Raw genomic sequence first — 12,238 nt, forward strand, 5'->3', positions numbered from 1 at the left:
CCAGGGCTGTGCCGTCCGATCACACTGATCGCGGAATGTTGCTGGAAATCCGGGAAAAACGGCGCTAGGGCGCTGCCATGGACGCGGACCTCAAGGCCGGGCGCGGAGTCGATTACTCGCGCATCTTCACCCAGGCGATCGATCGCCTGCATGTGGAGGGGCGATATCGTGTCTTCATCGATATCCTGCGCAACAAGGGGGCCTTCCCCAACGCGCGCTGCTTCGCCGGACATAACGGGCCGAAGCCGATAACCGTCTGGTGTTCAAACGATTATCTCGCGATGGGCCAGCATCACACGGTGATCGCGGCGATGGAAGAGGCGTTGCACGATGTCGGCGCGGGCTCGGGCGGCACGCGCAACATCGGTGGAAACACCCACTATCATGTTGATCTCGAAGCCGAACTTGCCGATCTGCACGGCAAGGAAGGTGCCCTGTTGTTTACGAGCGGATACGTCTCGAACGAGGCAACTTTGGCAACTTTGGCCAAGATCCTGCCCGGCTGCATCATCTTCTCCGACGAACTCAACCACGCCTCCATGATCGCCGGCATCCGCAATTCCGGCTGCGAGCGTCACGTCTTCCGCCACAACGATGTCGATCATCTCGAGGAATTGCTGGCCGCGGTCGATCCCGCCGCGCCCAAGCTGATTGCGTTCGAGAGCGTCTATTCGATGGACGGCGACATCGCGCCGATCGCCGCGATCTGCGATCTGGCCGACAGGTACAGCGCGCTCACCTATCTCGACGAGGTCCATGCGGTCGGCATGTACGGCGCACGCGGCGGCGGCATTTCCGAACGCGACGCCGTCGCCGATCGGCTGACGATCATCGAAGGTACGCTGGGCAAGGCGTTCGGCGTGATGGGCGGGTACATCACGGCCGACCAGACGATCATCGACGTGATTCGCAGCTATGCACCGGGCTTCATCTTCACGACGTCGCTGTCGCCGGTCTTGGTCTCCGGCGCGCTGGCCAGCGTCCGCCACCTGAAGGCTTCCAGCGTGGAGCGCGACGGTCAGCAGGCCGCCGCCGCGATGCTCAAGGGCATGTTCGCCGATGCGGGCCTGCCGGTGATGGATTCCACCACGCACATCGTGCCGCTGATGGTCGGCGATCCGGTCAAGGCCAAGAAGATCAGTGACATCCTGCTCGCCGAATATGGCGTGTACGTGCAGCCGATCAATTATCCGACCGTGCCGCGCGGCACCGAACGCCTGCGCTTCACGCCCGGCCCGGCGCATGACGAGGCGATGATGCGCGAGTTGACCGGGGCTTTGGTCGAAATCTGGAGCCGGCTGGAATTGCGCAAGGCGGCCTGATGCCCAAGCGTAATGCCGAGGACTGGACGCTCGCACAGGGCAAGGCGGGCGGCAATTCCACGATCATCCGCGCACTGGCCCGCGTTCCATTGATCGAACAGCGCAAAAGCCGTCCGGTGCTGGTGTCGATCACCTGGGCCTATGACGGCGAAGCGACCGGCGGCATGCCGCCGCGGGCCGTGTACGACCGGATCGAGGGCTTCGAAGAGGTGCTGTTCGCCGCCTTGGATGAAAGCGACTGGGCCACCGAGGCGGCAGCAATCACCGGCAACGGCGCGCGGCAGTGGCGTTTCTACACCGCCGATGGGGAAGATTTCATCGCTCGCTTCACGACCGCGCTGGCCGGGGAAACGGTTTATCCGATCGAACTGGAGGCGGTGGACGATCCCGAATGGCAGGGCCTGCGCGACGTACAGCCCAAGGGCTGATCACAGCGAGGCGATGGCCAAGGTCAGCCCGCCCAGACCCAGCGACAAGGGGATGCGCAACCCCAGCCACCAGTCGGGCGCGACCCCAATCGCGCGCAATTTCCAGTCCACGCCCAGCGCCGCGATAAGCGCGAGGCCTAGCACGACGAGCGACGGCCCCGGCCAGGGCTCGCCGACCATCCAAGGATAGGCGCTGGCAAAGGCGATCAGCGAGGGCACAACCGCCGCGATCCACACCCAGAGTGGCGCCCGCCCATGAGCCGCAGCCAAGCCCCACCACAGCCCGCCCAAAAAGCTGAGAATGAGCGCGGCATAAGCGAATGCACACGCCAGGGCGACGAACCGCGCCTCCGGATTGCCGCCGATCAGGGCCAGCATGGCGAGCAATTGCGGCAGCAGGCCGGCCAGACCGAGCCAGCGCGGCCATATAGGGGGAGGTGTCATGCCGCTTTCAACCCGGCGCGCGCCGGCAAGTTGCGTCGATGCCGCCCGTCGGTCGACAATCAGTCGCCGAACTTGCCCGCCCGGTACAGCAGGGTGATCGCGACGCGGCGATTGCGCGGGTCGGACGGGTTGGCGGTGATCATCGGCTCGCGATCCGCCACGCCCTCGATCCGTTCGAAGCGCTTTTCGGGGATGCCGCCCGCCAGCAGCCGGCGGCGCGTCGCCTCGGACCGGCTTGATGACAGGATCCAGTTGTTCATCGCCATCGGATCACCGAACGGTACGCTGTCGGTATGGCCGCGGATCATGATCGGATTGTCGGTGTCGCGGATCGACTGGGCGATCAGGCCGATCAGCGCCGATGCCTCGCTGTCGAGCTGAGTCGTGCCGAGCGCGAACATCGAATAATCGGCGTCGTCGAGCAGATCGATGCGCATGCCGTCCTGCGTGCGCATGAAGCGGACATGCTTGCTGAGCTTGGCGAGGCTCGGATTGACCTTCATCGCATTCTGAACGCGACGCTTGGTGCGCTCGAAATTCTTCTGGTCCTCGGCACCCAGGCCGGACTTGTTCTTCAGGCTGCCCTTCTGCCCCGTGCCGACGCTCAGGCCACCGGTCGAATCCGCCGGAATGGTCATCGATCGCGTGCCGGTCTGCGCCGCCTTGTGGGGATAATTGTCCTTGTCGATGATCGATGCGCCGCCGAACAGACCGTTGGACCCGGCGCTGTTCTGCTTCAGTTCGATCAGGGTCGGCGCGAAATAATCGGCGAGCGCCTTGCGCTGCTTCTCGTTGGTCGCCCCCAGCAGCCACATCAGCAGGAAGAATGCCATCATCGCGGTGACGAAATCGGCGTACGCGACTTTCCAGGCACCGCCGTGATGGCCGCCATGTCCCTCGATGTAGATCTTCTTGTAGATGATCTTCGGGGGCTGATTGTTGCCGTGGGGAGCGCGCGCCGCCATGGCTTAGCGACCCCGCAGACCGTCGAACACCTCGGCGAAACCGGGCTGGTTGCTGTGCGCGATGCCTGAGCGCGCCGCCTCGATGACGAGCGGTTGCGGATGGCCGTGGAGCGAGGCGATGATGATCTGCTTGACGACGTGATAGATCGCGCCGTCGGCATCCAGCACCTGCTTCAGCCGGTTGGCGAGCGGTGCGACGATACCGTAAGCGAGCAGCACGCCCATGAACGTGCCGACCAGCGCCGAGCCGATCATCGCGCCCAAAATCGCCGGCGGCTTGTCGATCGAACCCATGGTCTTGACCACGCCCAATACCGCGGCGACGATGCCGAGCGCGGGCAGGGCGTCAGCGAGCGACGCGATCGTGCCGTGCGGCCCTTCCGCCTCGTGATGGTGGGTCTTGATCATGTTATCCATCACGTCCTCGACCGCATGCACGTCGAGCGTGCCGGACGACACCACGACGAGGCGCAGGGTATCGGCGATCAGGTTGGTCAGCGCGTGATCGCTGAGCAGGCGCGGATATTCCGAGAAGAGGGCGGAGGATTTGGGATCCTCGACATGCGGTTCGAGCGCGATCGGGCCTTCGGTACGCAGCATCTTCATCAGCTTGCTGACGAGAAAGATGACGTCGAGATAATCCTGCTTCTTGTATTTCGGGCCCTTGAACACCTTGGCAAGGCCGCCGCCGAGCGCTTTGATCTCCTTCATCGAGTTGCCGATGATCAATGCGCCGACCGCGGCACCGCCGATGATCAGCATCTCGTGCGGAATCGCTTCCATCACCGGGCCGAGCGCGCCGCCGGTGATCGCGAACCCGCCGAAGATCATGACGAGCAGAACGACGAGGCCGATGACGACGAACATGGTGAGTGCGTATTCCCCCGTTGGGCCGATGCGGCCCTCGTCCGCGATGGTTAACCGGACTTCGTAGCCAAGCGGTTAACCAAGGCAGGAAAAATGGTTAATTCAGGTAATTGAACAGCGAGAGCGAGCTGAGCTTGGTGAAGCTCGCCTGCGTCGCGGACAGCACGGTCATCGTCTTCTGCAATTCGGTGATCGCGGCGGCCGTGTCGGTATCTTCCAGGCTGGAGCGATCCGCCTCGCGCGTCGCGGCGACGTCGGTCAGTCGCGCGGTTTCCAGATCGAGCCGCGCGCCGCGCGCACCGACCGAGCCGCGGGCCGCACCGATCTGCGTCAGCGCCGTCTTCAGGCTGTTGCCCGCGTCCGCCGCGGCCGCGCTGGCATCGGTGTTGCTGGTCAGGGCCGCCGCGAGTTTCGAGATGATCGCGAACACGTCGCTGGTGCCCGAGGAGGTGGAAATGCCACCGAACACGCGCTGCGCGCTGTTGGTCGCATGCACGTCCACGCCGTCGCCGACCGGAATCGCCGAAGGTTCGCCGGTGCCGGTGAAACTGACGCTGCCGTCTGCCGCCTGCGCCACGGCGGTATCGCCGGACGATCCGCCGAACAGAGGCTGGCCGCGCACGTCCTTGGTATTGGCCAGGCCGACCAGATCCTGCACGATCGCGGTCAACTGATCGCCGATTACCTTGCGGTCCGCCGCGTTCAGCGTGTCGTTGTTCGCCTGCGTCGCCAGTTCGGCCGCTTTCTGCAACTGGCTCTCGACCGATCCGAGCGTCGAATCCGATTGCGCGAGCAGCGATTGCACGACCTTGATGTTCGCGCCGTACGCTGTGTCGTTCGCGTTGGACCGCTTGATCGAGGCGAGCTTCTGATAGGCGACCGCATCATCGGACGCGGTGCTGATCTTCTTGTCGGTCGAAATCTGTGTCTGAAGCTTGTCGGCCTTGGCCGTCAGTTGCTGCATCAACGTCGTCGAGCGATCGTAAAGCTGGCTGGTGCTGATCTGCATGGAAAGAGCGCCTATTGGATCGTGAGGATCGACTGGAAGGTTTCGCGGGCCACCTGAACGACGCGCGCCGAGGCTTGGTACGCCTGTTGGAAGCGCATCAGATCGACCGCTTCGTTGTCGAGGTTGACGCCGGTCACCGAATCGCGCGCGGCGACGGCATTGTCGCGGATCGCGCTCTGCGCCTCGGCGACCGACTTGCGCGCGGCGAGCGCCGAAGCATTGCCGGAGACCAACGCCGTGGTGTTCGCCTCGAACTTGCCCGACGAGCGCAGCGCTTCGAAATTGGCGAGATTGCCGTTGTCGCGCGTGCCGCCGCCGACCGCCGCGGCGGCAATGCCGCGCGGGTCGGTCAGGCCCAGCCCGATATCGGTCGGGGATCCGCGCACGGCAAACATCGCCGAACCCGCATTGCCATCGAGATCGCGACCCATCCCCTGCGCGGTGTTGACGGCATCGACGAAGCCGGTGGCGATCGTATTGAGCGAATCGCGGGCCGCCGCCACGCGCTGCGCGCTCTCGCCGACGCCGGCGAGCACACCGCCGCCGGGCGTCATCGTGGAGGACGCGCCGTCGCGGTGCAAAGCGAACGAGACCGCGCCCGCATCGCCGCGCGCATAGGTGACGTATCCCGCATCGCTGCCGGCGACGAACACCGGCCCTCCCGCGCCGAGCCGCACCGTGGCGCGGCCGAGATCGTCGGTGGTGACGGCGACGTCGCTGATCGCGCTCATCTGTTCGAGCAGTTGATCGCGCTGGTCGCCCAATTGTGCCGCGCCCGCCGTGCCCGGCTGGACCCGCGCGATCGCATCGTTGACCCGGGCGAGCGAGGCACCGAGACCGTTCAACGTCGTGACCGAATCGTCCGCCGTGGCGTCGATATCCTGATCGATCGCGTTCAGCCCCTTGCCCGTCGCGGAGAACGCACCTGCCACCGACGTCGCGGCCTCGAGCATCGCCTGACGCGGTGTAGTGGCCGTCGGATCGGCGGCGATCGCCTTTGCGGCGTTGAAGAAGCTGGTAAGACGATCGCCCAGCTGATTGTTGCTCAGCGTCGTCTCGATCTTGTCCATCCAGCCGATCGAGGCTTCGGACCGCGCGAGATCGGCACCGGCCGAGCGCACGTCGGCGCTGCGGAACATATCGCCGATGCGCTTGATGCCGGTGATCACGGAGCCGTTGACGTCGTTCACCGACCGCGACGTGATCGAACCGCCGGTGGACGAGACTTCGCTGATCGTCGAGCTGCGGCGCGTGTAGCCGGCGGTCGAGGCGTTGGCGATGTTTTCGGATACGGTGGTCAGCGCGCTCTGATACGCGCGGATCCCGCTGGCGCCGATGCCGAGCAGATCGCTCATGACGTGGCGCTTCCAGCCGTGGAGGCCGGGGCGGCATCGGCGGCGGGCGCTTGCGCGGCCTGGGCCTTGGCAAGGAAATCGACCATCGCCTTGCCGATGCCCAGGGGCGCGCTGTCGGCCATCGACTGCGCGACCTTCTGGTCCTGCATCTCGCGAAACGTGTCGAGGCCCTTGCTCTCGAACAATTCGCTCGAAAGGTGGGCCGATCGCATCGATTTCATCATCATGCCGACGAACACCGCCTCGAACTGCTTGCCGGCCTTTTCGAGGTTGGCGCGGCTGCCGAGGCGGCTGGTGTCGGTGCTGATGCCGGAAGTTGGCGAAGTTGGCGCCGAAAGGGTCATATCGGTCATAGCACGATCAACTCCGCCTTGAGCGCACCGGCTTCCTTAAGTGCTTCCAATATCGCGACAAGATCGGCCGGCGAGGCCCCGATCGCGTTGACCGCCTTGACCACGTCGGCGAGTTTCGGGCCGCCTTCGATCAGGAACATCGGATGCTTTTCCTCATCCACCGCGACGCCGCTCTTCTGTTCCTTGGCGGTCTGGCCCTGGCTGAACGGCGCGGGCTGGACGACGGTTTCCTTCTCGTCGATGCGCACGGTGAGCTTGCCGTGGGTGACGGCGGCGGCGCTGACGCGCACCGCGCTGTTGATCACCACGGTACCGGTGCGCGCGTTGACGATCACCTTGGCCGACGGTTCGGCGGAGGTGGCGTCGAGATTCTCGATCTGGCTCATCAAGGTCGCGCGGACGTCGCCGCCCTGCGGCGCGCGGACCGACACCGACACGGCGTCGGTCGCCTCGGCGATACCGGCGCCGAACCGCGCGTTGATCGACGCGGCGACATTCTGCGCGGTGGTGAAATCGGCGCGGGCGAGGTTGAAGGTCAGGGTCGGGCTGCTTTCGAACCCGGTCTGCACCGCGCGTTCGACCGTGGCGCCTTCCGGGATGCGCCCGGTGGACGGCACGTTGACGACGATGCTGGAGCCGTCCTTGCCCTCGGCCCCCAGGCCACCGACCGCGAGATTGCCCTGCGCCATGGCGTAGATCTGCCCGTCCGCGCCGAGCAACGGCATCAGGATCAGGCTGCCGCCGCGCAACGACTTGGCCTTGCCCATCGACGCGACGGTGATGTCGAGCCGCTGGCCGGGTTTGGCGAACGCGGGAAGATCGGCGGTGACGAGCACCACTGCGGCGTTCTTCATCCCCGGATTGGCGGAGGCGGGCAATTGCAGACCGAAGCGCGACGCGACGGCCTTCAACGACTGGACGGTATATTCGAGATTGTCGTCGCCGGTGCCGGGCAGGCCCACGACCACCCCGTAACCGGTCAGCTGGTTGGAGCGGATGCCCTGGAAGCCGCCGAGATCCTTGATCCGGTCGGCCGAGGCGGGGGCGGATAGCGCCAGCGCGCCGATCAGGGCGACGATCCAACCCACCGCTCGTGCCGAGCTTGTCGAAGCACCGTCCTTCTTCTTGGCACGGAAGAAAGAACGGCCCTTCGACAGGCTCAGGGCGAACGGAGCGAGTTTTGCGAGCGGGTTCGAGATCATGTTCATGCCCATCAGAACGGACTCACCACGGCGAAGAAGCGGCTCAGCCAGCCCTGGCGGCTGGCGCGGGCGACGTCGCCCTTGCCGGTATAGGCGATCTGCGCATCGGCGACCCGGGTGGAAAGGACGCGGTTCTCGGCGTCGATATCGGCGGTGCGGATCAGGCCCTTGATCTGGACGAATTCGTCGCCGCGGTTGAGCGTGACGCGCTTCTGGCCCTGCACCAGCATCGTGCCATTGGGGAAAACCTTGGCCACCGTGACGCTGACTTCGCCCGACAGCGTGTTCGACTGGTCGGCCGAGCCGGCACCGGTGAAGTTGCGCTTGCCGCTGGCGCTCACGTCGCTGGAATTGAACAGCTTGGAGGCGAGGCCGGTGGTCGGCGGATTGATCCCGAAGGCACCGCTCGAATCGAGCTTGGTGCCGGCCGACTTGGAGGCGGCGGTGCGCTCGACCAGCACGATCGTCAGCGGGTCGCCGACGCGGCGGGCGCGCGATCCTTCGTACAGGGCGGCATAGCCGTCATTGACCTGAAAGATCGATCCGGTCGCCACGGCGGGCGGCGGCGCGATCGGTGCGGGCAGCGAGGCCGAGAAATCGACCGGTGCGGCTTTCTTGCCGAACAGGCGCGCGTCCGCCGTCGAGGGCAGGAGCGCGGTGGCGACGAGAATCGCGGCGGAGGAGAGGATGATGGCTTTCATGGCGTTAACCATCATCAGATATTTTGGTTAACATATTTCAACATGTCGTCGGTCGCGGAGATCATTTTCGAATTTACCTCGTACGCGCGCTGGGTTTCGATCATGTCGACCAGCTCTTCGACCACGTTGACGTTCGATGCCTCGAGCATGCCCTGGCGGATCCCGCCGCGACCATCGACCCCGGCCACGCCGAGATTCGCCGCACCGCTCGCCGCGGTCTCGGTGAGGTAATTGTCGCCGCCCTGCAGCAGGCCGGCGGTGTTGGGGAAGCTGGCGATCTGGATCTGGCCGAGTTCGCTGGGCGTGGACTGGCCGGGAATGGTCGCCGAGACGGTGCCGTCGGTGCCGACGGTAATCGCGGTGGCGCCCTGCGGCACGGTGATGCCGGGCATCACCTGATAGCCTTCGGACGTGACCAGCAACCCTTCGGGCGAGCGCGAGAAATTGCCCGCACGGGTATAGCCGAGCGTGCCGCCGGGCATCTGCACCTGGAAATAGCCGTCGCCGTCGAGCGCCAGATCGAGCGAATTGCCCGTCGTCTGCATCGACCCTTGGGTGTCGATCCGCGCCGTGCCCTGGATGCGCACGCCGGTGCCGAGGTTGAGGCCGGTGGCGTATTTGGTTTCCGCCGTGCTCGGCGCACCCGGCGCCGTCACGGTCTGATAGGCCAGCGTCTCGAACGCCGCGCGATCGCGCTTGTAGCCCGTCGTATTGACGTTCGCGAGGTTGTTCGAAATCACGCGCATCCGCATATCCTGGGCGTCCAGGCCGGTGCGGGCGATGTGCATTGCTGCGCTGCTCATGGTCTTTTCCCCTTAATGGCTCAGATGTTCGCTCAGGACGGTAGGCGCATCAGGGATGCGCCGCTCTCGTCCATGGTCTTGGCCTCTTTCATGAGGTTGGCCTGAACCTCGTACGCGCGCTGGTTCTCGATCATGTCGACCAGCGCCTGAGTCATGTTGACGTTCGATCCCTCCAGCGCGCCGCCGGTGACCTTGCCCTCGAGATCCTCGGGCAGCACGCCGCCGCCCTTGACGTGAAGCAGATTGTCGAGCCCCTTCACGGTCTGCGAACCCTGGGTGCTGACCAGCTTGAGCTTGTCGATCACCTGCGGGTTCTTGGCGTCGCCGCCTACGGGCACGATGCTGATCGTGCCGTCGCCGGAAATCGTCATCGACTGGTAGGGCGGGATCGTGATCGGGCCGCTCGACCCCATCACCGGGAAGCCGTCGCCCGTCTGCAACACGCCGGTTTCGGTGACGGCGAGGTCGCCGCGCCGCGTATAGGCTTCGGTGCCGTCGGTCGCCTGCACGGTCAGCCAGCTGTCGCCGGTCATCGCGACATCGAGCGGACGGCCGGTTTGCTGCACCGCGCCCTGCTTGCGATCGGCGTCGATCACCTCTTCGGACGACGGGGTGCGGGCCTCGAAGCCCGCGCCCTTGATCTCGATCCGGTCGAACACGACGCGGTCGGCGCGAAAGCCGATCGTCGAGGCGTTCGCCATATTGTTCGCGATCGATGCCTGGGACGCCATATGCGCCTTCAGGCCCGATGCCGCGGTGTAGATCAGCTTGTCCATTCAGGGGATCCCGTCGGTCCGTTCGATCAGCTGCGGATGTTGAAGCCGCCGCTGCGTCAGCTGCGGATATTAAAGATGGTCTGAGAAATCTGGTTCGCGGTATCGAGCGCCTTGGCGTTCGCCTGGAAGTTGCGCTGCGCCGCGATCAGGTTGACCAGTTCCTCGGTGACATCGACGTTCGATCCTTCGATCGTGCCCGAGTTCAGCGAGCCGTAGCCATTGTCGTTCGCGCCGCCGAGCAGCGCCTGACCGGAGATGCCGCTGGCCGACCAATAGCTGTTGCCGTTCTGGCGCAGGCCGGCGGGATTGGTGAAATTGGCCAGCGCCACCTTGCCGAGCGGAATCGTGTCGCCGTTCGAGAAGCTGGCCGTGACGATGCCGGATTTGTCGACCGTGACGCCCGAAAGCTCGCCCACCGCCTTGCCGTCCTGGCTGCGCCCGGCGACCGCGAAGGCGCTCGCCTTCTGCGTCGATCCGGCGAGATCCACCGTCACGCTCTGCGCCGCGCCACCGGTGGTGGGCAGGAAGCTGTCATAGGCGATCGGGCCGGCCGGGGCGGTGAGGTTGCCGTTCGTATCGAACGTGACGGTCGTCGGATTGGCCGATCCGCCGACGGTCAGCGCCTGATTGCCGACATAGGAGCGCACCGACCAGGTGTTGTCCGAGACGTGCGTGTAATAGTTCGTCATCGTCATCGCCTTGCCCGACGAATCGTAGATCGTCGTGGTGGTGGCGTTGTTGTAGGTCGAGGCATTGAGCGGATCGAACGTGCCGGTCGGCACCGATGCGGTCGATTGCAGATTGACGCCGAGCGACACGCCGGTCGTCGCCTTGGGCACGCCGCTGGTTTCCGGCAGGCGCAGATTGGTCAACCCGTCGCTGCCCGTCGCGGTGACGTTGCCGTCGCCATCGACCGGATAGACCTGCAATGCGCTGCCCTGATCGTCGACCACGTTGTGGGTGGTCGGATCGACGTGGAAGCTGCCGTTGCGGGTATAGTTGATCGCCGAGCTGAGCCCGTTGGTCTTGACCGCGAAGAAGCCGTCGCCGCTGATCGCGAGATCGAGCGATGAGCCGGTGGTCTTCAGGCTGCCTTCGGAGAATTGCTGCGTGTTGCCCTTCACCACCGTGCCCGAACCGACCAGCTTGCGCGGATCGGTCTGCAGGTTGGAGGCGATGACGTCGGCGAAATCGGTGCGGCTCTTCTTGAAGCCGTCCGTGCCGACATTGGCGAGGTTGTGCGAGATGGTCGACATCTCGGTCTGGGCTGCCTGCAGGCCGCTGAGCGATGTATAGAAGGACATGGGGGTGGTGCTCCTGGTTTAGGCGGTTCAGCCGATCTGGCGGACGTCGGTGATGGGAACCTGTCCGATGCCGGGCAGGGTGAGGACGGGCGCGCCGGAGGACGGCATCGAGACGGAGGCGACCGGCGCCCAGACGAGCGAGCGGCTGGCGATTTCCGCGCCGTCCTTGGCGGCGGTGACGACGACCTTGAACGGGCCGTTGCCGGCGGCGTCGCCGGCCTCGGTCTTGCCGTCCCAGTCGTAGGTCGCGGTGCCCTTGGGTTGCGCGCCGAGCTGCAGCGTCTTGAGGATCTGTCCGTCGGCCGACTGGATCGAGACGTTGACCTGGCTGGCGTCGCTATCCAGCTCGACCGCGCCGGCGATGCCGCCCGAGGTGCGGCCGTACGCGGTGGAGCCTTCGGTCAGCACGTTGCGGCCGACATAGGCCATCGCATCGCTCTGGCTGGTGCCGGCGAGCTTGTCCGAGATCGCCTTCAGCGTGGTGTTCATCTCGCCGATGCCGGCGACCGACGAGAATTGCGCCATCTGCGCGACCATCTGCGTATTGTCGACCGGCGCGAACGGATCCTGATTCTTCAATTGCGCGGTCATTAGCTTGAGGAAATCGGCCTGACCCAGCGTCGAGGATTTCGCCGTCGCGGCGTTCGCGGTCGTGGAGGCGGTGGTGCTGATGCCGAGGCTGCTCAGCGTGGTATCGAAACTGCTCATG

At 65.3% G+C, this 12,238-nt stretch carries 14 protein-coding genes; 2 read left to right on the forward strand and 12 right to left on the reverse strand.

Annotation, left to right across the window (positions count from 1 at the left end; translation table 11 throughout):
* Window positions 1–77: 77 nt before the first annotated feature.
* The gene (hemA, locus tag ASG11_RS02975) at window positions 78–1,322 is read left to right on the forward strand and encodes a 5-aminolevulinate synthase (protein ID WP_055774975.1); all 1,245 of its coding nucleotides are present in this window, start codon (window positions 78–80) and stop codon (window positions 1,320–1,322) included.
* On the forward strand, window positions 1,322–1,750 hold the full coding sequence (locus ASG11_RS02980) for a DUF695 domain-containing protein (RefSeq protein WP_055774978.1): 429 nt from the start codon (window positions 1,322–1,324) through the stop codon (window positions 1,748–1,750). The genes hemA and ASG11_RS02980 overlap by 1 nt, the downstream gene beginning before the upstream one ends.
* Here ASG11_RS02980 and ASG11_RS02985 read toward each other — a convergent pair whose 3' ends face one another.
* The 12 genes from ASG11_RS02985 to ASG11_RS03040 all read right to left on the reverse strand — a co-directional run bounded on the left by ASG11_RS02985 (window position 1,751) and on the right by ASG11_RS03040 (window position 12,237).
* A complete protein-coding gene (locus tag ASG11_RS02985) occupies window positions 1,751–2,194 on the reverse strand; it encodes a DUF3429 domain-containing protein (protein WP_055774980.1) in 444 nt (147 codons plus the stop codon).
* Between the two features lie 59 nt (window positions 2,195–2,253).
* Window positions 2,254–3,159: a flagellar motor protein MotB gene (locus ASG11_RS02990; RefSeq protein ID WP_055774983.1), complete on the reverse strand. Its 906-nt coding sequence runs from the start codon at window positions 3,157–3,159 to the stop codon at window positions 2,254–2,256.
* Window positions 3,160–3,162: 3 nt separating this feature from the next.
* Window positions 3,163–4,026, reverse strand: coding sequence for a flagellar motor stator protein MotA (gene motA, locus ASG11_RS02995; RefSeq protein WP_055774986.1), 864 nt, complete (start codon window positions 4,024–4,026; stop codon window positions 3,163–3,165).
* 97 nt (window positions 4,027–4,123) lie between these two features.
* The gene (gene flgL, locus ASG11_RS03000) at window positions 4,124–5,035 is read right to left on the reverse strand and encodes a flagellar hook-associated protein FlgL (protein ID WP_055774989.1); all 912 of its coding nucleotides are present in this window, start codon (window positions 5,033–5,035) and stop codon (window positions 4,124–4,126) included.
* An 11-nt stretch (window positions 5,036–5,046) separates the two neighbouring features.
* The gene (gene flgK / locus ASG11_RS03005) at window positions 5,047–6,390 is read right to left on the reverse strand and encodes a flagellar hook-associated protein FlgK (protein ID WP_055774992.1); all 1,344 of its coding nucleotides are present in this window, start codon (window positions 6,388–6,390) and stop codon (window positions 5,047–5,049) included.
* Window positions 6,387–6,743 (reverse strand): rod-binding protein, encoded by a 357-nt coding sequence (locus ASG11_RS03010; protein WP_055774995.1) that lies wholly within the window; start codon window positions 6,741–6,743, stop codon window positions 6,387–6,389. Before ASG11_RS03010 ends, flgK begins: the two co-directional genes overlap by 4 nt.
* A complete protein-coding gene (locus tag ASG11_RS03015; protein WP_082472767.1) occupies window positions 6,740–7,951 on the reverse strand; it encodes a flagellar basal body P-ring protein FlgI in 1,212 nt (403 codons plus the stop codon). The genes ASG11_RS03010 and ASG11_RS03015 overlap by 4 nt, the downstream gene beginning before the upstream one ends.
* A 5-nt stretch (window positions 7,952–7,956) precedes the next feature.
* Window positions 7,957–8,646 (reverse strand): flagellar basal body L-ring protein FlgH, encoded by a 690-nt coding sequence (locus ASG11_RS03020; RefSeq protein WP_055780156.1) that lies wholly within the window; start codon window positions 8,644–8,646, stop codon window positions 7,957–7,959.
* Window positions 8,647–8,660: 14 nt separating this feature from the next.
* Window positions 8,661–9,449, reverse strand: coding sequence for a flagellar basal-body rod protein FlgG (gene flgG / locus ASG11_RS03025; RefSeq protein WP_055775000.1), 789 nt, complete (start codon window positions 9,447–9,449; stop codon window positions 8,661–8,663).
* Window positions 9,450–9,481: 32 nt separating this feature from the next.
* Window positions 9,482–10,225, reverse strand: coding sequence for a flagellar basal-body rod protein FlgF (flgF, locus tag ASG11_RS03030; protein WP_055775003.1), 744 nt, complete (start codon window positions 10,223–10,225; stop codon window positions 9,482–9,484).
* Window positions 10,226–10,281: 56 nt separating this feature from the next.
* Window positions 10,282–11,529: a flagellar hook protein FlgE gene (locus ASG11_RS03035; protein WP_055775007.1), complete on the reverse strand. Its 1,248-nt coding sequence runs from the start codon at window positions 11,527–11,529 to the stop codon at window positions 10,282–10,284.
* Window positions 11,530–11,556: 27 nt separating this feature from the next.
* Window positions 11,557–12,237: a flagellar hook assembly protein FlgD gene (locus ASG11_RS03040; RefSeq protein WP_330218885.1), complete on the reverse strand. Its 681-nt coding sequence runs from the start codon at window positions 12,235–12,237 to the stop codon at window positions 11,557–11,559.
* Between the last annotated feature and the right edge of the window lies 1 nt (window position 12,238).

Origin of the sequence: Sphingomonas sp. Leaf357, from assembly GCF_001423845.1 — a bacterium.
Lineage (GTDB): Bacteria > Pseudomonadota > Alphaproteobacteria > Sphingomonadales > Sphingomonadaceae > Sphingomonas.

What these genes read in the sequence shown, in the direction of transcription:
- ASG11_RS03020 (WP_055780156.1), bottom strand. Translation starts at nt 8,646, where the DNA reads ATGAAAGCCATCATCCTCTCCTCCGCCGCGATTCTCGTCGCCACCGCG.
- flgK (WP_055774992.1), bottom strand. Translation starts at nt 6,390, where the DNA reads ATGAGCGATCTGCTCGGCATCGGCGCCAGCGGGATCCGCGCGTATCAG.
- ASG11_RS02990 (WP_055774983.1), bottom strand. Translation starts at nt 3,159, where the DNA reads ATGGCGGCGCGCGCTCCCCACGGCAACAATCAGCCCCCGAAGATCATC.
- motA (WP_055774986.1), bottom strand. Translation starts at nt 4,026, where the DNA reads ATGTTCGTCGTCATCGGCCTCGTCGTTCTGCTCGTCATGATCTTCGGC.
- ASG11_RS03035 (WP_055775007.1), bottom strand. Translation starts at nt 11,529, where the DNA reads ATGTCCTTCTATACATCGCTCAGCGGCCTGCAGGCAGCCCAGACCGAG.
- flgG (WP_055775000.1), bottom strand. Translation starts at nt 9,449, where the DNA reads ATGAGCAGCGCAGCAATGCACATCGCCCGCACCGGCCTGGACGCCCAG.
- ASG11_RS03010 (WP_055774995.1), bottom strand. Translation starts at nt 6,743, where the DNA reads ATGACCGATATGACCCTTTCGGCGCCAACTTCGCCAACTTCCGGCATC.
- ASG11_RS03015 (WP_082472767.1), bottom strand. Translation starts at nt 7,951, where the DNA reads ATGAACATGATCTCGAACCCGCTCGCAAAACTCGCTCCGTTCGCCCTG.
- ASG11_RS02980 (WP_055774978.1), top strand. Translation starts at nt 1,322, where the DNA reads ATGCCCAAGCGTAATGCCGAGGACTGGACGCTCGCACAGGGCAAGGCG.
- flgF (WP_055775003.1), bottom strand. Translation starts at nt 10,225, where the DNA reads ATGGACAAGCTGATCTACACCGCGGCATCGGGCCTGAAGGCGCATATG.
- hemA (WP_055774975.1), top strand. Translation starts at nt 78, where the DNA reads ATGGACGCGGACCTCAAGGCCGGGCGCGGAGTCGATTACTCGCGCATC.
- flgL (WP_055774989.1), bottom strand. Translation starts at nt 5,035, where the DNA reads ATGCAGATCAGCACCAGCCAGCTTTACGATCGCTCGACGACGTTGATG.
- ASG11_RS02985 (WP_055774980.1), bottom strand. Translation starts at nt 2,194, where the DNA reads ATGACACCTCCCCCTATATGGCCGCGCTGGCTCGGTCTGGCCGGCCTG.
- ASG11_RS03040 (WP_330218885.1), bottom strand. Translation starts at nt 12,237, where the DNA reads ATGAGCAGTTTCGATACCACGCTGAGCAGCCTCGGCATCAGCACCACC.